The sequence below is a fragment of the Paradesulfitobacterium aromaticivorans genome (assembly GCF_054657415.1).
In genome coordinates, this window is record NZ_BAAHYT010000011.1 from 691225 (window position 1) to 713365 (window position 22141).

Consider the following 22141-nt stretch of genomic DNA (forward strand, 5'->3'; position numbering starts at 1 on the left):
CTTAATCGAGACTGCCGATGAGCGGTTTTAACTTCTTTATAAGTTTTTTTCGAATAGCTTCAAACTCGGATTCGCTAATGATTCCTTCTTCGAGCATTACGGTGAGCACTATTTTGACAAGCCGATATCTCATTTCGTTTTCTGCATTTTTTTGGTCCATACTATCGCTCCTTTGAATTTTGCTATAAGCAATCACTCTAAAAAGCTGAAAAGTCAAGCTGTGAACAGTGGCAGGACGAAAGGTCACGCTCATGCAGGACGGTAGGCTGTTATTCAGCTTTGAGGATCATATGGAGATTGAAGCATAGGTTTTTACAGAAGTGAGATAGCCTGAAACGTCATTATTTTAAGAAATAAAATGTGTCTATGATAGCTTGAACTTATTGTAACGGTGCGTTACAATAAGTTCAAATGGTTATTGGAGGGTTCTCGATGGACATTACAGAAAAAATATTCCGAGAGGATTATCTATTTACGCGGGAAGACATTTTAAAGTCATTAGAATTATTTGTTGAACACGAAAGATTAAATGAAGAACCAGCCTATTCGGATGAAGTTGTAAAAAACAGGGTTAAACTATGTAAAAAATTTATTGCAGCAGTAAAAAAATGCAAACTTCCAGTCTTAACGGAACTTTGGTGGTACTATGAATATCAGTTTTTAGACAATAGCATGGAGTTGAATCTGTGTCAGGCTGATGAGATTGAAGTTGAAAATGACGAGATCAGCAGCATGACATCAACCATTGAATACACATTAATCACGGTTGAATGCGATTACCTTACTGTTGAACAATATGCCTCTATGCTTGGAATTGAGCCCGTTACGGTGCGGCAATGGATAAGACGCGGAAAATTAAGACATGCAAAAAAGAACGGGCGCGATTGGTTAATCCCTGACACTGAAGATAAGCCCCAACGAGGCTTTACCAGTGTGGAATATATAGTAGAAAACGAAGCCCAGATTGAAAGCGATGAATTCCCACTGTTATCGGCATGCGACACAATATTTATCTTGCAAGATCAAGATAACAAAAGAAAATTTGTTTGTTTTCTTAATAATTATAAAACTAAATTCAAAAGTAAGCTTGAACTGACAAGAAGCGAAGTAGAACGGCTGGAACATACCATTATTGAATCGGGGAAAGCGAGAGTTGGAGGCAGTATTCAATATGTTCCGTATATAAGAGGAACAGAAGACTGAGTGATTAGCGCGGATTTCGATGGAGGTATAGTATATGGCAAGACGCATTTGTCCACGATGTGGGTCACGGAACACAGCTACAACACTAAGGGGTATGCCCGCATGGAGTCCTGAGTTGCAAGAAAAAATAGATAAAGGGGAAGTTGTGCTCGGCGGCTGCTGCATTACTGACTGCGATCCTTCATACCACTGCAACGAATGTAAAAACGACTTTGGTAGACCAACGTATGACATGGAAATGGGGGTAAAGAAAATTCATTTTTCGCTTGGCGGTTTCCCCCTGTGTTAGGATAGTTGACGTAGGAACTAAAGAAAAGTATCCTTGAAGGAACACAGGAGGGGAAAACGATATGAGATATCCCAAAGAGTTGAAAAACTCTATTATTACAAAGATGTTACCGCCAAACAATCAGTCTCTCAGTCAGATTCAGCAGGAGACAGGTGTCCCCGAAGGGACATTGAAGCTATGGCGTAAGGAAATACGTGAAAAGGGCTTTGCTGCCCCTGCTGGTGAACAGCAAAGTGAGCAGTGGAGCACACGCGACAAGTTCCTCATCGTGGTTGAGACATCCACCCTTAGTGAAATTGAATTCGCGGAATACTGTCGTAAGAAGGGTTTGTATGTTGAACAGGTCAAGTCCTGGCAGGACAACTGCATGCAGGCCAACGGCGGTGTGGCTCAGGAACTAGCCCTCGCACAACGGCGAGAAAAAGAAATAGAGAAAGAGCTAAAACAGGTTAAGAAAGAACTTCAGCGAAAAGAGTCAGCGCTAGCTGAAACGGCAGCCCTGCTTGTGCTAAGAAAAAAAGCCAATGCGATTTGGGGACCAAAGGACGAGGAGGTCTGACCAGCACTGCAAATCGCGACATCATTATTAAGCTGGTAGAAGAAGCAGTAGCAAGCGGAGCAAACCAACAGCTTGCTTGTGAAGAAGTTGGTATATCCGTACGAACCTTTCAACGTTGGTGTAAAGCCGTGGAACATGGATCCGATCAGAGACCCTTGACCAAGCGTCCTGAACCGGCGAATAAACTTACGGAAGCAGAACGCAAGGAGATTCTAGAAATCGTCAATCAACCTGAATTTAAAAGTTTGCCGCCCAGTGAGATTGTCCCGATTCTTGCGGATCAAGGTACCTATATCGCCTCCGAATCAACCTTCTATCGAATCATGCGCCAAGCCGGTGAACAGAATCATCGTGGTCGTTGTAAGGCCCCCTCCAGCAAGCCTAAAGCCACGCATTGCGCTACCGAACCGAATCGTGTATGGTCGTGGGATATTACGTATCTCCCCGGACCTGCTAAAGGGCTCTACTTTTACTTATACCTTATCCTGGACATCTTTAGTCGAGACATTGTCGGTTGGGAAGTCTGGCTCGAAGAAAGTGCAGAACATGCCAGTCAACTCATTCGGCGAGCAGTCATGGCCCAGAATATAACCCGACAAGAAGAACCTTTGGTCTTACATTCCGATAATGGTAGCCCCATGAAAGGAGCATCAATGCTGGAAACACTCTATCAATTGGGTATTACGCCTTCTCGAAGTCGCCCAAGGGTTAGCAACGACAATCCTTATTCAGAGTCCATTTTCCGGACCTGTAAATACCGCCCGAGCTATCCAATCGGAGGATTTGCTACGATTAATGATGCCAGGGCATGGGTCAAGGAATTCGTCCATTGGTACAACTACAACCATCACCATAGTGGGATCAAATTTCTTACACCACACCAACGTCACAGTGGCCAGGGTGAAGAGATACTTAAGAAACGGCACCAGCTCTATGAGGCTGCGAAAGCCCGTCATCCAGAACGCTGGACACGACAAACAAGGAACTGGACCTTGCCGAATGAAGTGTGGCTTAATCCAGAGAAGTCTCAAGACGAGGATCGAGTTGAGTCTAAAACGGATGCATCATAGGGGCTGTTTCATCGAAGTAAAGAGTTAAGTGTCAGGGTGCACGCGGGATACCGGAGGCCGAAGGCTGAGGATATGCGCGCTAGCATCCCAGTGACACTAGCGAACAAATACGCTAAAGGACCGAATGGACTTTTTGATCCGCAGATCACAAAAGTTCCTTCTAGCAAGCGCCCGAGCGTCCGGGCTTGTTTTCGTCGTAATTAACACATCGTGTAATAAAGTAATTTTGGTCAAATGCGACAACTATCTTGACAATTACCGGTTTCCATGAGGGTTATTACGACTTGACAATTATGAAAACAGAACTTGCAATTGTTGCCCGATACCTTCCGCCTTCTGGCAATCCGGAATTTGTGGAATACGGGAAGGAACTTTCCTTTGACCAGTGGATGGGTTTTATCCATAACCTATTTCGTTGCTACATCACAGACTGGAAACAGCGCTATGTTGATAAAAATATCCTTGATGGTACCCAATGGGAACTAACTATTGAGTTCGAAAAGGGTAATAAGCTACGAAAGTATGGCAGCAACGGTTATCCACCGCACTGGAAAAAGATGCTGGCCGTGTTCAAGAAATATGGATTTGAAACAATAAAATAACCAGTGTAATTTCATTAGAACAAATCTTGAGTTTGATATAATTTGATTTAGGAGGTTGGCTATGGAAAATGCATTTTGGAACGGACAGTTGTTAATTGCTTCGGAGTTAGCAGATGACTACTTGTTAGAGAAAAAAATTCGCAAGGCAAGTGGACGTAAAGAACTGCGTTGTCCTGATCCATTATGCCGATTTCCTGTCCTTCGTTATTGTCATGGAGAGATCAAGGATGCCTTCTTCGCACATCTTAATAATGAACATTGCGATTACGCTAGATTCGATAAAGAGACTACTCAAGTTATGCGAACCATTAGAAGGATTATTTATGAGCATTTTAAAAACAAGGGTTATCAAGTCCGCCCTGAAGTTAAAATTCTTGATCATCACTATACCCATCTTCTTTTCTATATGGCTGATGGTAGTCAGATAGCCGTTGAAATCGGTACCCAACGGCTATCTGCAAACAGAATTGATTCATTAACCAATGAATATCGTAAAAAAGATATTGCTGTAAAATGGATTGTACTTGGAAATCCGAACACTCTTGTAAGAGAAAATCAGACTTTCTTTTTAAAACGCTATCTTCTAAACGAATCAACAAATAAGGATTTATTAGTAGTAAACTGGGACGGTAGTGAGGTGGCGCAGTATAAAGCGGATCCCAATAAATATAAATATAATGGGCGAATTTTTTCATCAGATAACTATTTGGATACATACATGGAATATGCAACATTAAACGATTTAACCTTTGAAGATAACGAGCTGTCATTTGCCGGATATCATGGAAGATATCAAAAATGGCTTGTTAAGAAGCGTGCTACTTTTAATGAAAAAATAAGATTGCAAGAAGAAAACCGGAAACGCGAGGAGGAAAACCGACGCCAAGTACAAGAGAAAAATCGATTGTTTCGGGAGGAACAGAAAGAGCGACTACGAGGGAATATATCAAATCAATCGCCTGTTTCACCACTGGGCCACATAGAAGATGCCAAAAAAGAGCAAACACCTTCAAAGGTTGTCACGCAGGACCTTACCTATGAACAGAGCAGGGAAGAAGTTATTCTTCACATGATTCAACAGGAAACACAAGTGCGGGATTCCCTTGGAAGACGATGGATCAAGTGCGAAATATGTGGTGCCGTCGAGACCGAGGACAAGTTTGGTTCCTACGGAGGAATCAATCATATTAATCTTGGGGTTTGCTATAATTGCAGCAGAAAGAATAGAAAATCCTAGAATAATTTGTTTTCAAGCTAGTTACTGAACTGTCCAAAGAGGCAATCAATGAGAATGCCCACATCGCTGTCAACCAGGATGAATGGAGTGAGTGTAACAACACTTATCTAGACCGGCACCGTAAGGCCACGGAGCGTGTGGCTGAACTTGAGAATCTGAAGTGTGAGCGCCAGAATAAATCCCTTATGGCAGTATAGTATTTAGCTTTAAGGATAGTTCGGAGATTGAATCATAAGTCGATTTTGGCTATAACGCGAGTTCGTTGCTACTATGATAACGTATTCGATATAATATGCCCCATTCAAGATACACCCATTGTCATCGGAGGGTGTATTTTGTTGAAAGCTGTTTTAGTTCAAAGGAAAATAATGGTGAATGTAGAATACTTGTAATAGTAATAATGGAAAGCAAAGAATATTAAAAAGTGATTTTAAAGGTGCAGAAGGAAACCATAACATAAACATAAGGAGAATAATATGAAATCTATTGCAATGTTCAACAATAAGGGCGGCGTTGGAAAGACTACAATTCTTTGTAACTTAGCAGGGTGGTTAAGTTTATTTATGAAGAAAAAGGTCTTATTAATTGATGCAGACCCTCAATGTAATAGCACCACATATGTATTAGAAGATGACGATTTTTTGAAAGTATATTACGAGTCTACTTATTTTACGTTAAATGATATTGTACTCCCTTTGAAAACTCGAGGCGCTTACATAGAAAAGGATAAAATCAATGTAATTCGTTCCGCAGGTTTTGGATTTGATATTATTGCTGGAAGTCCAAAACTGGCAATCAGTGAAGACTTTTTGTCCGGAGACTGGAAGGATATAAAAGCAAGTGAAATTCGAGGGATTCGATCAAATATGTTGTTCTTTGACTTGCTAAGGAAGTGCAAGAATTACGATTATGTGTTTTTTGATATGGGGCCTTCATTGGGGGCTATAAATCGAGCTGTCTTACTTGCTTGTGATTATTTTATCACTCCAATGTCTTCCGATTTATTCAGTATTTTAGCTCTAGAAAACATTGGATCCTCTTTAGTTGACTGGAAAAATAAGTTCAATAATACTACTAAAGGATTACTACCAGATGATAGAGAAGGTCTGGAAGGAATGAAAGACCAAAGTACGATTAAGTTCTTAGGCTATATATATCAGCAATATATAACAAAGTTTATAGACGGAAACAAGCGAATTGTTCAAGCTTATGAGAAAATATTAGAGCAATTGCCTGAAAAGATAGACCATAATTTGGTAATAAAAATCAATCAAGACTTGACGCATGCCATTAAATATGAATTGGGTTCTGTTCCTAACTTTTATAGCCTTATCCCTATGTCACAAAGCGCTCACAAGCCGGTTTTTTCGTTAACAAATTCTGACGGAGTTGTAGGTGCTCATTATCAAAAAGTTAAAGAATATGGCGAATTAATGGATCGTATTGCTAATTTAACTCACTCTAACATGGAGGCATTGGGATGATAAGCTGGCCTGATGAAGTAGTTAACGATATTGCTAGAAGAAAATGTGTATTATATCTCGGCTCAGGTGTTTCTGCCAATTCAAAAAGTGCTGATGGTACCAAACATCCAGCAACGTGGGATGCTTTTCTGAGAAGTATTAAAGATAAAAGAGCAGTTGAACTTAGAGAACAACTAGGTATTATATGTGAACTGATAGATAAGAAAGATTATCTACTGGCATGTGAGATCATTATAGCTCAGTTGGGAAATCGAGATTTTGGGGAATTGGCTGCTGATGAATTTCGGAGACCGGGGTTTCAGCCTAGCATAATTCATGATGTCATCTATGGCTTAGATTCCCGAATTGTTATAACTCCCAATATTGATAAAATATATGAACAATGTGCAAATACTAGTTCTTACGCTACTGTGGTTACCAAGAAGTATTATGATGATATAGCACCATTTCTCCGACAACCGGATTACTTAATAATAAAAGCTCATGGATGTGTAGATGACCCTCAAAACATTGTATTTACACATGAGCAATACAATCGCGTTAGGTATCAATATGCTTCGTTTTACAGACTCTTGGATGCATTATTATTGACTAATACTTTTATTTTCATTGGGTGTGGCATAAATGATCCAGACATTCAATTGAATCTAGAAAACTGGAATTTTTCTTTTCCAAATTGCAAACCTCACTATTTTATTACTGCGAATGGAAGTATTAATGAAGAAATAGCCAAAAGCCTACAGAAGAACAGAAACATTAAAGTTCTCACATATGATAATACTGATGGGAGTCACAATGAATTATTATCAGAACTTAAAGCGTTATCCCAATTAATTGAATTAAAACGACAGGAATACGCTTCAAATGCAACCTGGTAATGTTATTATGTGGTAAGTGTATAGCGAAAATGTCAATGCAGCCCTAGAGTGATCTATTTGAACAACAACGTAAGGCATACACTATTATTATTTGCGAAAAAAGGAATTTGGCTTTTTCCAAAAAGACTTGCTTAGTACGTATTTTCGGATATGAAAATTATAAGCTTTCTTCTGGTTGATATAGAAAAGGAGATAGATAGGATGAGTTTACCGGTTCTTAAACATGGCGAAATTATTTCACGAGAAACAAGAAGCACTATATCAACACGTTATCACACTGTGACACGGGCAATAAACCGCGAGTTTTGGAACAGCCAAAGCGAAACACAAAATAGCCTGTATGTCGGCTCCTATGGGCGCGGAACGGCCATAGACACGAGTGATCTCGATATTTTGGTTGAATTGCCACAAAGCGAATATAGCCGTTACGATCATACGAGGGGCAACGGGCAATCTCGTTTGTTGCAGGCGGTTAGAAGCTCAATACTAAATACCTATCCACGTAGCGATGTTAGAGCAGACGGGCAGGTGGTAAAAATCTCCTTCAGTGATGGCATGCAGTTTGAAATACTTCCTGCATTTAAAAAAGTTAACTGGTTTGGTCAATGGGACGGTACATATAATTATCCCGACACAAATATGGGCGGGAACTGGCGATCCACAAATCCAAAAGCTGAACAAGACGCAATGAAGCAAAAAAATAACAGTAGTAACGGTTTGCTCTATGATACTTGCAAGCATCTTCGGAGTGTAAGGGATAACCATTTCAGCAGTTATCACCTGTCAGGAATTGTGATAGACAGCTTCGTTTATATGGCAATGGGAAGCTGGATGTGGTTGTCTGGAGGTGAAACTTCGACTTCTTCAAAGGGCGATTATGAACGTGTTTTACTTGATTACCTCAATCAAAGAACAGTGTTGTGGTCGACACTCTTATTGACCGCCCCTGGAAGCGGCCAGGAAGTAGATATAAGAAGCAGTCTTGAATGTTTGAAAAAAATTATGAATTATATTGCTGAATGATAGTAAGAATGGAGGGAATTTATGGTGCAAAGCTCTCTGTCTTATAAAAAGGACTTAAAAGTTCAAGTTCGCGAGGCGTATGGGCGACTAGTTTATACCTATACAACACATTTAAAGCAGGTAGAGCAACTTAACAATTACAATATTAGAATCAAGTATTGGCAAATTGGACTATCTGCTATTTCTACCGGTGGATTTCTTGGCGCTGTGATTGCCAATCAGATTATAATGACATGGATTGGTGGTATTGTGTCAACTGTACTACTCGCATTGAACCTGTTTTTCAAGGACTTTAATCTTGCTGATGACATTAAGAAACATCGCACAACAGCTGATGATTTATGGATTGTCCGAGAAAGGTATATCTCTCTTCTTACTGATTTTGATATGCTGAGTGAAGAAGTTATTATGCAGAAAAGAGATGAACTGCAAGATCGCACGGCAGAAATTTATAGGGTGGCTCCTTCGACGAACTCCAAAAGCTATTCTGCTGCGCAAAAAATTCTCAAGGAAGAGGAAGAACAGTTTTTTAGGGCGTCAGAAATTGATAAAATGCTTCCTGAACATTTGCGTGAAGGAAATATTCAGAATCAAAAGGGTGAAAGTGTATCTTGAATTTCAAAGCGTCTTGAATAAAGCGTGAACCAGCTATAAAGCATGCCCGAGTAGGAAAATCTGGGAGTGATATATACTTCCCATTAATGTTTTAATCGACCAATACTGTCGATTTGTGAATTGAGCATTATCTATATAATACCAAATGGAATTCGGCCTAATTAATCTGGCACTCACTCCGTACTCACCGGAGTGGTTACTCGAGATAAGCATCGGAATAGTTACTCTTTTAAACCGTAATATCCATTTTGAAAACAATAAAGTGACGGTGCTTGGGAGGGTGTGCAAAATGCATACCCCCACCTTTGAAATCGTTGAAAGATTACCCAGGGGGTGTGCATTTCATCATTTTATAGTAGATACGCCAGTAGAGGCGAGGGGATTCGAACTCAGATACAATAACCAATGTGTTTTCAAACACGCTGATGTGCCGAGTCGAGTACGTTTAATTTTGACTAAAAAAATATCTCAATTTGTGTGGGAACTTACAAAATTCGATTAATGAGTTCAATATAAATTTGCTGAACGGTTTTTTGGTTACAGAAATAGGAGTGCCATCAATGGCAAGTGGAATAGCCGATACTTAGGAAAATTGGTTTATTTACGGATGTTGCCTTCATAAAAGCCTCTTCTCCCCAGGGATACCAGTCTACAGGATTGTGGGCGTGCTGGAGGAGATAGGGGCTTTTTTCGTTAATGAGTTTATTGATCTGTTTGCCAGTATTTACCATAGCTACCTCCATAGTGTTGGATATTTAAGATGACATGCTATTAGTATGTCTATATGCAAAACATTTAGTAAAGACTCTAAAATGTGTGGTGCCGGAATATTCGAGCAGATTAAGCACGTCTGGCAGAACTCTAACAAGAGTTGATGAGTTTGGTAGAGCAATTGAGTATTTCGTATTGACATTGCTTGTTAGGAGGGTTACAATGAAGTTTGTAATTTAGTAAATAACTAGTCTAGTAAATACATGGGGGTTAGATAATGAAGATACCAACTACTTTAAAGCATAAACCGGTTATTGTATCTGAAAACTATGAAAATGTTGACGGGAGATATGCTTATAATACAGATGCCAAGGGCCTTTCATTAGGATTAGCTCAGTGGAATGATCGTGGTAAGGTAGATATTTCTGCCAAAGTATGGAGATACACAGGAGAAAAATGGTCTAGACAGTCTGAAGAATTACCGCTTCACCGCGTGCTCGATCTTACAATTCTTGTTTGCAGAGCAAAACTCCATTTTCGAGAGGCTTATCGCTATGAAAAATTATATGATATAAATAATCCTGTTATAGACAGAGTAGGGTTACAGGGTGACGCCATGACAGTGGCTGTATGTACTGACAATGAAAAGATTAATGAGGATATTAAATTATTCTGCCAAGCTCTCAGTGATGATGATGAACTTATAGGAGAACGCTTGCGTACTTTAGCAACAATATTAAAGGAGATGGGGTATTAAGCGATGGACAGAAAAAAGGAATTGAAGGAACAATACCGTCAAATGAAACCGCAGATGGGGATATTTATTATTCGTTCTAACCCGAGTAATAAGTGTTATTTTGAAAGCACTCAAAATTTGAGAGGTAGAATAAATAGCACCATTTCTTAGAAAACTTTCCGTCAGACGAAGGAGCTGGGCTTTTGGCGTAGAATATTTTACTATAAATAGAGATAGAAGGAGACGGAGGGGGAACATGAACGGTTGGGAATCAGAAAATTTGCTCTTTCATGAAACAGAGAATTACATCGTTTCGGAAGAGCTGCGCAACGCGGTAAATATTGCAATTGCACTTAAACGCCCGCTTTTGATCAAGGGGGAGCCTGGAACCGGAAAAACCGTGCTGGCGGAGAGTATTGCCAATTCTTTAGGTCTAAAGCTATTAGTATGGAACATTAAGTCCACAACCAAAGCCCAGGAAGGGCTCTATGTCTATGACACGGTTCAACGCTTGTATGACAGCCAGTTCGGGGACAAAGACGTCTCAAACATCAAACAGTATATTAGGCTCGGTAAACTGGGAGAAGCTTTTGTTTCCACGGAAAGGCTCGTGCTGCTGATCGATGAGATTGATAAAGCTGATCTGGAATTTCCCAATGATTTGCTATGGGAACTCGATGTGATGAATTACCATATCCCGGAGACAGGGGAGACGATAAATGCTGCCCAGCGCCCAATCGTAATCATCACGAGTAATGCGGAAAAGGAATTGCCGGACGCTTTCTTAAGACGGTGTGTTTTCCATTATATTTCCTTTCCGGATCAGGAAATGATGGAAAGGATTGTCCATGTGCATTTTCCTACACTTGAGGATTTCCTACTTACTGAGGCTTTGAAAGCCTTCTATTGGTTGCGCTCTCTTTCCGGACTCCAGAAAAAACCGAGTACAAGCGAACTGCTTGATTGGGTGCAGGCTCTGGTCATAGGCGGGATTGATCCGGACAGAATTGTGAAAGAACTGCCTTTTTTAGGGGCTTTGCTTAAAAAGAACCAAGATTTTGATCTTGCTTTAAGGCAGTTGCATACCCGTACTGCGGGTGGCGCGGCCAGGGGCACGAGTAGAGGCTGGTAAGCGATGTTTACCGGATTTTTTTATCTTCTGCGCCAAGAAGGAATTCCAGTGTCCTTGACAGAATGGATGACTTTTATGGAAGCTCTGCACGCGGGGCTTGCAGGATCCACTCTTTCCGGATTTTATCATTTGGGCCGCACTGTCTTAGTGAAATCCGAGAGTAATCTTGACCGCTTTGACTTAGCTTTTTACCGCTACTTCCAGGGAATTGAGCAAGATGAGGAATTGCTTAAGCAGGTTTCAGAATGGCTGGATAATCCGCTTCCCCCGCGCGAGTTCTCAGAAGAGGAGCGCGCAGCGCTTTTACAAAAGCTGGGCTTGCCTGATTGGGAAGCTTTAAAAAGCGCCTTGGAAGAGCGTCTGCGCACGCAAGACGGACCCCATCACGGCGGGGCTAACTGGATCGGGACCGGTGGCACTTCTCCTTTTGGGCATTCAGGCTTCCATCCCGGTGGGATCAGGATCGGAGGAGAATCCCACTCCCGTTCGGCGGTAAAAGTGGCTGCAGAGCGCAATTACCGACCCTACCGGGCAGATGAGACTCTGGGTGTGCGCCAGTTTGAAGTGGCTTTGCGCCGCCTGCGCCAGTTCAGTACCAGACTGGAGGGGCCTAAAGATGAGCTGGATCTTGAAGAAACAATCACTGCCACCTGTAAAAATGCAGGCCGCCTTGAATTGGTGTGGACGCGGCCGCGCAAAAATACGGTAAAAATAGTGGTGCTTATGGATGTGGGTGGGTCGATGACCCCGTACGCCAAGATTTGCAGTCAGTTGTTTTCAGCAGTTCACCAGGCTACTCATTTTAAAGATCTGCAGTTTTATTACTTTCATAATTGTGTCTACGAAAACTTGTATTTAGACTCTGACTGTAGTCCTTACCGCTCAGTGCCTACGGAGACTGTCTTGCATAATCTGGGCACTGATTATAAATTGATTTTAGTAGGGGATGCTGCGATGGCACCAAGCGAGCTGTTAATGGCAGGCGGCAACATTTACTGGGAAATTGGCAATAACGAGTCTGGGATTACCTGGCTGGAGAGACTTGCGCGCCATTTTCCCTACAGTGTCTGGCTGAATCCGCTTCCGGGCAAGCATTGGGACAGGATTTTTGGGCATCAAACCTTGGACATGGTTAGAAAGATTTTCCCCATGTATGAATTAACGCTTGAAGGCTTGGACGCAGCGATTAAGAAGCTAATGGTGCGCAGGTAAGGAGCGGTAAGAAGATGCGGCTGGTCAATGTAAACTATTAGTGATCAAACAGAACATCGGCTACCCGAGCCGACCGTGTGTACGTATGCTGTTTCAGGGAGACGAGCCTCTTAATCCGCCGATTGATTATAATTTGCCTGAACATCCTTCGCTTTTGATAGCGGGCGTGTAAAATAAATAAGTGATAAAGGGGAGATTGAGTTGAGATTATTGACAATGCGCACGGGAGATAACCTTATACTTGGAGTCAAAACGGAAAGAGGGGTTCTTGATGTCACTAGAGCCGGGCGGCTCTTAGGCAAGCAAGTACCTGTAAGTTTAGCAGAGGTTCTGCAAAACCCTGAGGAGCAGGTGCAGGCACTGGAACTGCTTGTTAAGCTGGCAGAAGACAGTGACAAAGGCACCGATAAAGGTATGAACGGAGATAGGCTGTGGCTGCAGGAAGAAAAAATTGAGTTTGCCCCTTGTGTTACGAGCCCGGAAAAGATTCTTTGTGTTGGTTTAAATTACCGTAAGCACGCGGAGGAGACTAATCATCCTATTCCCACTTCCCCGGTGCTTTTCAGCAAATTTTCCAATGCCCTTTTAGGTCACGGCCAAACGGTACGTTTGCCCCAGGAGGCCCGTGAGTTTGATTATGAAGTTGAACTCGCCATAGTCATAGGCAAAGAAGCTAAGGACGTCCCCGAAGCAGAAGCCCTTTCATATGTTTTTGGATACACTGCTGGTAATGATCTCTCGGCCCGCGACTTGCAAATGCGTACAAGCCAGTGGCTCCTGGGGAAAACGTGTGACGGCTTCGCTCCGCTCGGGCCTTACTTGGTAACAGCAGATGAAATTCCTAATCCCAACAGCTTAGCCTTAGAGAGTAGGGTAAATGGCGAGGTGCGCCAGTCTTCCAATACTAGAGACATGATCTTTAGCTGTGCCTCTCTTGTAAGCTATATCTCGAAGCATATGACGCTTAGGCCCGGAGATTTAATCTTTACCGGGACGCCGGAAGGAGTAGTGCACGGGTATCCGAAGGACAAACAGGTATGGCTTAAGTCTGGAGATGAAGTTACGGTCAGAATTGACAAGATCGGGGAACTCCTCACGAGACTTGAATAACTCTTACACCGGGCGTATGCAGAGGGGAAAGATTAGCTCACAGGGTTTTTGCTTTTGCGCCAAGCCTTGAGAATTTGCCAGGTGAGCAGTAGATCCCCACTAGTAAAAATTGCTCCGCCCGCAACGCGGGCGATAAGGTAGAGATTTAACTGCAGGTTTACTTCCATAAAATCCATGCCTAAATAACGAGCGCGGTAAGCCTGGAGAAACCCGGCGATGATCAAGGACGTGCTCATTGTCAGAAGGCCGACATTCAGGGCTAACACTGCCATTATTCCTCGCCGGTAAGTTTTGCGGTCTGGCTGAGTGCCGCGGCTTAAAATATAATATGAGCCACCTAAGACTAAAAAGCCCAAACTCCCGAACAGGGCAAGATGAGCGTGACCAGAGGTTATATAAGTGCCATGCATATAAAGGTTAATCCAGGGAACGGTAATGATAAATCCGAGCAGGGACGCGCCGGTGACATGGTAAAACATGCTGCTGAGAATGAACGCGAGGGTGAGTTTTTGCCTGTTGCCGAGTTGTGGCCGTTTTTTCAGACCTTTATACACCATCAGTACCAGTAAAGCAACCGGAATCAGCTGTAAAAAACTGAACAAGAATCCGACTAAGAGCCAATAGGCGGGAAAGCCGATCCAGTAATAGTGGTGCCCGGTTCCAAACAAGCCCGCAGCCACAGTTAAGGCTGCTTCCAGGTAAAGCCACTTTTCAATGTCTTTTTTAGCAGCTAAACCCGTGTTTTTAAGGTAAGAAGCCAGGAACCCGGAGGTGGTTAGTTCGAAAGCCATCTCTTCCCAAGCGTGCACAACCCAGAACTTCGTAGCTTCATCTGCAATTGGGTTAGTAACGGATAAAATGTTAGGAATCAAGAACATAAGGAGAAGTACACTTCCTGCTGTCATGATCATGGCTGCAGGGGTGATTCTCTGCTTGTGTTTAATTAGTGTGCGCATAAGGTTGTATGAAAACAGCCCCAGAGCCAAAGATACACCTGCATAGGACAGAGGGAGTCCCTCTAAATATTCGCGTCCGCGCCCTAGGCGAAAAGTGAGGCTGGCGTAAATTGAGAGACTCGCGGCTAAGATAAGCCAAAACTGCCATTTGGCGAGACGTGGGGAAAAAATCTCCCGGTCTAGGTCTTCGGTCACAAAGTAATAGACCATGCCCATGGTGCCGATTAAAGGCCAGAGTACAGCCAGGCTCAAGTGAATAGATCTTCCGTATTCGAAGGGAATGGGCGAAGGTAGGTCCGGTATTATCAGTTCGATCGCGCCCAGGAGGGCTACTATCCCTTGAGTTCCAAACAAGAGCGCAGCGGCAAGGGTATAGTTGCGTGCAATGATTTGCGCTTTAAAGACTTGCCCTTGGGTTCCTGTCCGTTGGTTCGTGTTCGTTTGCTTGCTGTCCGTTCCGTGGCTGGCGTTCAATTCCTTACTGTTCGCTCCTTGGTATGCGCCCGTATCTTGGTTTTCTTGCGCTTGTTGTCTTCCTGCCAGTTTTCTGAATATGTACCCAAGTACACTGCGTTCAAAAATCATTGTTTAGCCTCCCGTGGTTCAGGAGGCCAGCCCAAAGTAGGGATATCCCCTACAAACCTGAGATAACTAGTGAGAAATTCTGCTTCTCCGGGTTCTAAAGGGGGATGAAGGTGTTCCCGGTTCGGCCTCATTACGGGCGGGTTAGTGAGGTAGCGCTGGACATCCTCCGCGGTTCGGCGTTTGAGGATATTAGTCATGTCATCCCCAACATACCCGCCATTGCCAAAAAGGGTATGACAACTTACGCAGTTATGCTTTTGCCATACTGCTTTTCCTTCCTGGGCATCTTCCGGCATGGGATAGGGAAGTTTCCAGGAGGTGATATTAGCTCCTACGAAAGCGGCCACAATAATCAGGCTTACTAGGGCGAAAGTGCGGAGTCTCAAGTCTCTTCCTTCCGTTTCAACATGTGTTTTGTACTGAATCTTGGATTACGAACTAGTATTTGCCAAAAGTTTACTGTTTACTCATACAGGAGAGTTTGGATGTAGCAGCGAATTATTGATGAAAAGAAGTTAGTTGTATCGACTAAGGAGAAAGGCATATGGAGCATAGCATAAATTTTAAAGCAGGAAATCAAGATCATTTAGGCGAGGGAGCCACCCACCACCAAGCAGAGACAGTTGAGGAGCTAGCCGCTGAACTAAATGCTATTTTTGAAACTTCATACGATGGGATCTATGTTACGGGTGCTGATGGGAAAACTCTAAAAGTTAACAGCGCGTATCAGAGGGTTACAGGACTCCCTTTAGAGAAGTTAGTTGGACGCAATATTAAAGATATTGTGGATGAGGGATTAATTAGTGAATCGATCACCTTCAAAATCCTTAAGGAACGGAAGGCTCTAACGATTAAGCAAACGATCAGTACGGGTAAGGAGATTCTAGTCACCGGGAGTCCTATATTTAATGAAAAAGGCGAGATCAACAGAGTAGTGACGAATGTCCGTGATATGACAGAACTAAGGGAGCTTGAAAAAAAGCTTGAACATACTCTGGAGTTGAAAGCTCATTATGAGAGAGAAATCTCGCAGCTAAAAAACAGGTATGAAGGCGGCCGTCATATCATCGCGCAAAGCTTAACCATGAGAAACGTGGTCGAACTGGCTGAACGGCTGGCAAAAGTAGATACTACAGTTCTTATTCTGGGGGAGTCCGGGGTAGGAAAAGAACTGGTGGCGCAGTTGATTCACGAAAACAGTCCCAGAGCTGAGGAAGGGACGTTTATCAAAGTCAACTGTGGCGCAATTCCGGCGGACCTATTGGAATCAGAACTGTTCGGGTATGAAGAAGGTGCTTTCAGCGGAGCGCGCAAAGGCGGCAAAGCTGGACTATTCGCAATCGCAGATAAGGGTACGGTTTTCCTGGACGAGATAGCGGATCTGCCCTTGAATTTGCAGGTAAAGCTCTTACGAGTCTTGCAGGAAGGGGAACTAACGCGCCTAGGAGGAACGAAGCCGATAAAAATCGACGTCAGGCTGCTGTCGGCGACTAATAAAGATTTGGCTAAAATGGTCCAGGACAAGCTTTTCCGTGAAGACCTGTACTACCGCTTAAATGTAGTTCCTTTAGTCATTCCTCCTTTACGCGAACGCAAAGAGGATATCTTGCCTATTACTGCGTCTTACCTCAGATATTTTAATCAGAAATACAAAACAGACAAGATCCTGGCCCCTGCAGTTATCGATATTTTTTATCAGTATGAGTGGCCCGGGAATATTCGGGAACTTGTTAACACTTTAGAAAGACTGGCGGTAACTGTGGCTCATGATGTTATCCGCGCAGATGACTTGCCCCTCCAGTTCATCCCGAAGGCACCACAAGGGCTGGAAAAATCAGAATCTCTGCCTGCACTGGTGGCTCAATTAGAAAAATCGATGATCTTGAAAGCGCTTAAAGAACATAAGTCTACGCGTAAAGCCGCCCGCGTTTTAGGTATGAGTCAATCAGCCTTAATGAAAAAGATTAAGAAATATGGCGTCATATTTGAGGTAAACTGGAGGACTTCGCGAATCTAAATATAATCACTGAGTACAAAGGTAATCATAACGAAGAGATCAAGGTATCATATGGTTTTGAGATAAGGAAAACGGGAATGAGTGAGTCTTTTGGGACTCACTTTTTGTTATTAAATGCGCGATGCATTTTGAAAATGCGTATTTGAGGAGCTTTTCATAATTGGCATAATTATTGCAAAATTAAGAATGGAAGCAAATGTAAGAATGTTGCAAGCACGAAGGGGTGAGGAGGGCACAATACGAGGGCAAGCAGTTTTTGCTGGCTAAGTGTACATCTTTAGAACACAGCGCACATTGTTGCACCGTATCAAACCAAGCATTGGAGAAGGAGATGAGGAGAATGGCAATTGGATTGCCCAGTTCTAAACGCAAATATGGTGCCGAACAGCCTTATATTCCCCTTGGGATCTTCAAATTACGGCTGCCGTTCATTCATTACGGTATTGAGGTGCCGGAAATTATTCAAGCTATTTTTATGTTTGTTACCGGCTTAGCTGCTACCAAGTTTTTGGAGGACATGTTTGGGATTCCTTTTGAAGTAGCACTCACGATCGTACTTTTCCACGAGATTACTTATAGTTTGCATCAGCTCTTTGGGGATCCGATCATTGCCGGCTGGATTACTCCGGCTATTCCGTTGACCGTAGCCTTTTTATCGAAATTTACGTTAGGTGTAGACCGGATTGAAGCTTTAATCGCTTTGCAAATTACGGTAGGAGTTATGTTTTTAATTCTAGGTAGTACCGGTCTGGCTAAAAAGATTTTGGATGTTTTACCGAATTCCATTAAAGCGGGAATCGTGCTCGGTGCCGGAATTGCTGCCATTGTCGGCAAATACGGTTTCCTACCCGCAGCACAAGGTGGAGTCGGGTTCGCCAAGTATCCTGTCTCGATGTCAGTAGGGATTGCCCTGGCATTTTTTCTCCTGTATGCCAAGGGATTCGAAGTGATGAAAGCCAAAGGCGGCTCGATTGTTGGGATATTTGCTAAATACGGTATGGTGCCCGGGATCATCGGCGCGATGGTAGTTGGGATTGCTGTGGGCGAAGTCCAGATGCCGAAAATCGACCAGTGGGGCTTTTTTGTTCCCCGGGTCGGCGAAGTATTCAGCACTTTCAACGCCTTTGCAGTGGGGATTCCCTCTCTCTCTACGTTTATAGCAGCACTGCCGATGGCTATTGTAGCCTATATCATTGCTTTTGGTGATATTATCATCGGTCAGACTGTGATCGAGAAAGCCAATGAATTCCGCGATGATGAGTACATTGATATGAACGCCAACCGAACCAATATCCTGTGCGGTGTCCGTAACCTCATTGAAGGAACGATGTTTCCGACGGTTACCTTGGCCGGTCCCCTGTGGGCGGCTATGACTGTGGCCGTGGCTGAACGCTATAAGCAAGGGCGCAAAGCGATGGATTCCATCTTCGGCGGGTCTGGTACTTTTAATATCGTCAAATGGATGGCGATACTGTCCTTGCCTTTAGTTGCTTTCTTTAAGCCAATCTTGCCGATTGCAATTGCTCTTACCACTATGGTGCAAGGATTCGCCTGTTTCTATATTGCCATTGAAATGCTTAAAACCAAAGAAGAACAGGGAGTGGCCGGAGTTCTCGGCGCAATTTTGGCGATTGCCGGTCCAACTTACGGCTTGGCATCTGGTATTGTTCTTTACTTAGTCGTGCAAAAAATCGGAGTTCCTAAGATGCAACAAATCAAGGTGGTCGAAAAAATAGAAAAAGCGGGGTAAGGAGGAATTGTAATGTCTTTTCAACCGTTTTCTTTCATGATTCCCGGCGAAGTGATCTTCGGGGCTGGGAGCCTGGCTAAGCTCCCCGGTATCATTAAGAATAAGGGACTCGGGAAGGTCTTACTGGTGTCAGATCACGGTTTGGAAGCAGCGGGTTTCGTCGGCAAGGTTACGGCCATTTTAGATGAGAGCGGGATTGGCTGTGTTTCTTACCTTGATGTGGAAGCTAACCCTTCAAGTGAGACGGTGGACAAAGGAGTACAGATTTATCAGGAACATGCTCTTGAAGGGATCGTCTGCCTTGGTGGCGGCAGCCCGATGGATACGGCCAAAGCAATTGCGGTGCTGGTAGTAAACGGTGGGAAAATCCAAGATTATGAAGGTGCGTACAAAGTTAAGGAAAATCCGGCCACAGTGATCGCGATTCCGACCACAGCGGGCACGGGCAGTGAAGTGACACCGTTTGCGGTGATCACGGACCGGAGCAAGAATTATAAGCTCACGGTATTTACCGATAAGATAATCCCGGGTGTGGCCTTGTTAGACCCGGAATTAATTACTACGCTGCCCCCGCTGGTAGCGGCCTCAACCGGCATGGACGCCCTGACACATGCCATTGAAGCCTATATTTCGAGAGTAGCTTCTCCGTTCTCTGATGACATGGCGGAAAAGGCCATGGAGCTTCTCGGGAAAAATATCCGCTTGTTTGTCGCTAACCGCGCGGACATCGAGGCTGCCTCAGGGATGCTTCTGGGCAGTATGTTTGCAGGGATTGCGTTCGCCTGGGCGCGGCTGGGAGATGTCCACGCCATGGCTCATCCTCTGGGCGGATTCTTCGGCATCGCTCATGGAATTGCCAATGCTGTTCTGCTTCCAACAGTATTGGAGTTTAATGCCCTGGCAGATAAGGGCAAATACCAGAAAATCTTTAATTATATTAAGGATGGCAAGGTAAGCGAAGGGTTTACCCCCGTCACTTTGGTCGAGGAGATCAGGCAGTTGTCCAATGAAATAGGAATTCCCAAGAATCTCTCTGAGGTAGGAGTAAAGGAAGATCTTATCCCCAACATGGCAGTTGATGCCATGAAGAGTGGAAATGTCCTGGTGAACCCGAGGCAGACTACGCTTAAAGATATCGAAGAACTGTATAGAATTGCGATGTAGATGAAGGAAGTTTCAGACTTGTCGGAGAATTATATAAAGGTAAATTCAAATAAAAAAGGACATGTAAGAAAGAAAAAGTAAAGAAGGAAAGGGGAGAGCTTAATGAATTTTATCCGCATCAACATGACCACCCAGGAAGCCAAGGTCGAGCCAGCACCGCAGGTATATACAGGCCTAGGGGGCAGAGGGTTAACTTCCAAGTTTCTGGTTGATGAAGTCAATCCACGCTGCTATGCTTTGGGCGAGGATAATAAGGTGATTATAGCTCCCGGGCTGCTTACCGGTACCAGCGCTCCTTCAACCGGCAGGACGTCCATCGGTGCCAAGAGCCCGCTTACTGGAACGATTAAAGAAAGCAATGTCGGCGGCTTAGCCGGGCAATATCTCGCAGGCCACGGCATTAAAGCGGTCGTGATCGAAGGACTGCCCAAGGCCCGGCACTCCTGGGTTTTGATTATTACCGGTCAAAAAGTCAAGTTTGAAGTCAAAGGCAACTTAGCCGGATTAGGAAACTATGAGGCGGTAGAAAAGTTAAGAGCAGAATATGGAGAGAAAAGTGCGGTCATCTGTGTCGGTCCGGCGGGGGAGGCGGGGGCTGCTGTAGCCACGATAGCGGTGAGTGATATGGAAGGGCGGCCGGCACGTCACGCCGGCAGGGGCGGAATGGGAGCGGTCTTAGCGAGCAAGGGAATTAAGGCTATTGTGATCGCCCGCCCGGATAAACAAGTGGTTGAAGCGGCCAAGGAAACAGAGTTCAAAGAGAAAGCTAAGGAATTTGCCAAAGCTTTAAGCGAATCCAAAAAAGGACTTACTACTTATGGCACAGCAATGCTCGTAAATGCCATTAATGCCGTCGGGGGGCTGCCGACCCGCAACTTTTCGAGCGGCCATAATGACAAGGCTGAGGACATCGGGGGAGAAAAACTGCACCAGCTCTGCACGGAGAGGGGCGGTTCCACTGGCCACGCCTGTTCCAGAGGTTGTGCTATCAGGTGCTCCAACATCTTTCATGATGCGGAGGGGAACTATGTAACTTCCGGACTTGAATACGAGACCATTGCACTTTTGGGTTCCAACTGCGGACTAAATGACTTGGATGGGATTGCCCGCCTTGATCGTTTGTGTGATGACTTGGGGATTGATACGATGGAGATGGGTGGTGCCCTAGGGGTTGCCATGGAGGCAGGTGCCTTGCCATTTGGGGATTTTGAGCGCATGACAGCAGCTGTAACGGAAGTTGCTCATAATGGCAGCTTAGGGCGGGTTCTCGGGCAAGGTGCCACGGTTACAGGCCGCATGTTTGGAGTAGAAAGGGTTCCCGCAGTTAAAGGGCAGTCAATGTCGGCTTATGATCCGCGCGCTCTTAAAGGGACCGGTGTGACTTATGCCACTTCGACCATGGGTGCGGATCACACAGCCGGGAATGCTCTTCCTGGCCGGGGCGGACTCAAACCAGACCAAGTGGAAGGTCAGATAGCATTATCCCGCAACCTCCAGGTGTGGACGATGGTGTGTGATATTCTGGGAGTGTGCATATTCGTAGGCCCGCTCGCTGACAACATGCCGGTGTTTGCTTCCCTGGTAAGTTCTTTCACTGGAGAGCGTATCACGGAAGAGATGCTGAGCGCGCAAGCTTGTGAGATTCTGAAGGCGGAACAGGCTTTCAACTCTGAAGCCGGAATCGGGGCGACTCACAATGATGTGCCCTCGTATTTCCGGACGGAGCCGCTCCCGAATAACGGACTTGTCTTCGATATTCCGACCGAGGAGCTTAAGAATTTTGGGTATAATCTTTTCTAATATAGCTA

Annotated in this window: 20 protein-coding genes and 1 pseudogene; 17 read left to right on the forward strand and 4 right to left on the reverse strand. The window is 44.2% G+C overall.

The window, feature by feature from the left end; genetic code table 11:
* Position 1 precedes the first annotated feature (1 nt).
* Complete coding sequence (locus ACYQ2N_RS20170; protein WP_460001218.1) at positions 2-160, reverse strand: SHOCT domain-containing protein; 159 nt, start codon at positions 158-160, stop codon at positions 2-4.
* Between the two features lie 272 nt (positions 161-432).
* Between ACYQ2N_RS20170 and ACYQ2N_RS20175 the strand changes: the two genes are divergently transcribed.
* The 9 genes from ACYQ2N_RS20175 to ACYQ2N_RS20215 all read left to right on the forward strand — a co-directional run bounded on the left by ACYQ2N_RS20175 (position 433) and on the right by ACYQ2N_RS20215 (position 8960).
* On the forward strand, positions 433-1203 hold the full coding sequence (locus ACYQ2N_RS20175; protein WP_460001219.1) for a helix-turn-helix domain-containing protein: 771 nt from the start codon (positions 433-435) through the stop codon (positions 1201-1203).
* Between the two features lie 34 nt (positions 1204-1237).
* Complete coding sequence (locus ACYQ2N_RS20180; RefSeq protein WP_460001220.1) at positions 1238-1492, forward strand: hypothetical protein; 255 nt, start codon at positions 1238-1240, stop codon at positions 1490-1492.
* Between the two features lie 61 nt (positions 1493-1553).
* Positions 1554-3121 (forward strand): IS3 family transposase gene (locus ACYQ2N_RS20185; RefSeq protein ID WP_460001156.1). Its coding sequence is split into 2 segments (ribosomal slippage): positions 1554-2030 and positions 2033-3121, totalling 1566 coding nucleotides; the frame shifts between segments, so codons are not numbered across the junction.
* Between the two features lie 284 nt (positions 3122-3405).
* Entirely contained in the window at positions 3406-3723 is a 318-nt protein-coding gene (locus ACYQ2N_RS20190; RefSeq protein ID WP_460001221.1) for a hypothetical protein, read from the forward strand.
* Between the two features lie 61 nt (positions 3724-3784).
* Positions 3785-4960, forward strand: coding sequence for a competence protein CoiA family protein (locus ACYQ2N_RS20195; protein ID WP_460001223.1), 1176 nt, complete (start codon positions 3785-3787; stop codon positions 4958-4960).
* Positions 4961-5436: 476 nt separating this feature from the next.
* On the forward strand, positions 5437-6444 hold the full coding sequence (locus tag ACYQ2N_RS20200; protein ID WP_460001224.1) for a ParA family protein: 1008 nt from the start codon (positions 5437-5439) through the stop codon (positions 6442-6444).
* Positions 6441-7322 (forward strand): SIR2 family protein, encoded by an 882-nt coding sequence (locus ACYQ2N_RS20205; RefSeq protein WP_460001225.1) that lies wholly within the window; start codon positions 6441-6443, stop codon positions 7320-7322. The genes ACYQ2N_RS20200 and ACYQ2N_RS20205 overlap by 4 nt, the downstream gene beginning before the upstream one ends.
* 201 nt (positions 7323-7523) lie before the next feature.
* On the forward strand, positions 7524-8345 hold the full coding sequence (locus ACYQ2N_RS20210; RefSeq protein WP_460001226.1) for an SMODS domain-containing nucleotidyltransferase: 822 nt from the start codon (positions 7524-7526) through the stop codon (positions 8343-8345).
* Between the two features lie 21 nt (positions 8346-8366).
* Positions 8367-8960, forward strand: a complete 594-nt coding sequence (locus tag ACYQ2N_RS20215; protein ID WP_460001227.1) for an SLATT domain-containing protein — start codon at positions 8367-8369, stop codon at positions 8958-8960.
* 560 nt (positions 8961-9520) lie between these two features.
* Here ACYQ2N_RS20215 and ACYQ2N_RS20220 read toward each other — a convergent pair.
* Positions 9521-9691, reverse strand: a pseudogene (locus ACYQ2N_RS20220) (DUF255 domain-containing protein); the annotation flags it as partial.
* A gap of 257 nt (positions 9692-9948) precedes the next feature.
* Between ACYQ2N_RS20220 and ACYQ2N_RS20225 the strand changes: the two are divergent.
* From ACYQ2N_RS20225 to ACYQ2N_RS20240, 4 genes are all read left to right on the forward strand, one after another.
* Complete coding sequence (locus ACYQ2N_RS20225; RefSeq protein ID WP_460001228.1) at positions 9949-10428, forward strand: DUF6530 family protein; 480 nt, start codon at positions 9949-9951, stop codon at positions 10426-10428.
* 235 nt (positions 10429-10663) lie between these two features.
* Positions 10664-11539 (forward strand): AAA family ATPase, encoded by an 876-nt coding sequence (locus ACYQ2N_RS20230; protein WP_460001229.1) that lies wholly within the window; start codon positions 10664-10666, stop codon positions 11537-11539.
* Positions 11540-11542: 3 nt separating this feature from the next.
* Positions 11543-12751 (forward strand): vWA domain-containing protein, encoded by a 1209-nt coding sequence (locus tag ACYQ2N_RS20235; protein ID WP_460001231.1) that lies wholly within the window; start codon positions 11543-11545, stop codon positions 12749-12751.
* A gap of 201 nt (positions 12752-12952) precedes the next feature.
* A complete protein-coding gene (locus ACYQ2N_RS20240) occupies positions 12953-13861 on the forward strand; it encodes a fumarylacetoacetate hydrolase family protein (RefSeq protein WP_460001232.1) in 909 nt (302 codons plus the stop codon).
* A gap of 32 nt (positions 13862-13893) precedes the next feature.
* Here the strand turns inward: ACYQ2N_RS20240 and ACYQ2N_RS20245 are convergent, their stop codons facing one another.
* Both ACYQ2N_RS20245 and ACYQ2N_RS20250 read right to left on the reverse strand, forming a co-directional pair.
* A complete protein-coding gene (locus ACYQ2N_RS20245; protein ID WP_460001233.1) occupies positions 13894-15402 on the reverse strand; it encodes a cbb3-type cytochrome c oxidase subunit I in 1509 nt (502 codons plus the stop codon).
* Positions 15399-15788, reverse strand: a complete 390-nt coding sequence (locus tag ACYQ2N_RS20250; RefSeq protein ID WP_460001234.1) for a c-type cytochrome — start codon at positions 15786-15788, stop codon at positions 15399-15401. Before ACYQ2N_RS20250 ends, ACYQ2N_RS20245 begins: the two co-directional genes overlap by 4 nt.
* A 158-nt stretch (positions 15789-15946) precedes the next feature.
* Here ACYQ2N_RS20250 and ACYQ2N_RS20255 point away from each other — a divergent pair, with 158 nt between their 5' ends.
* The 4 genes from ACYQ2N_RS20255 (at position 15947) to ACYQ2N_RS20270 (ending at position 22133) form a co-directional block, all read left to right on the forward strand.
* Positions 15947-17419, forward strand: coding sequence for a sigma-54 interaction domain-containing protein (locus tag ACYQ2N_RS20255; protein ID WP_460001235.1), 1473 nt, complete (start codon positions 15947-15949; stop codon positions 17417-17419).
* Positions 17420-17759: 340 nt separating this feature from the next.
* Positions 17760-19169: a hypothetical protein gene (locus tag ACYQ2N_RS20260; protein ID WP_460001236.1), complete on the forward strand. Its 1410-nt coding sequence runs from the start codon at positions 17760-17762 to the stop codon at positions 19167-19169.
* Positions 19170-19181: 12 nt separating this feature from the next.
* Positions 19182-20333, forward strand: a complete 1152-nt coding sequence (locus ACYQ2N_RS20265) for an iron-containing alcohol dehydrogenase (RefSeq protein ID WP_460001238.1) — start codon at positions 19182-19184, stop codon at positions 20331-20333.
* 102 nt (positions 20334-20435) lie between these two features.
* Positions 20436-22133: an aldehyde ferredoxin oxidoreductase C-terminal domain-containing protein gene (locus ACYQ2N_RS20270; RefSeq protein WP_460001239.1), complete on the forward strand. Its 1698-nt coding sequence runs from the start codon at positions 20436-20438 to the stop codon at positions 22131-22133.
* Positions 22134-22141 lie beyond the last annotated feature (8 nt).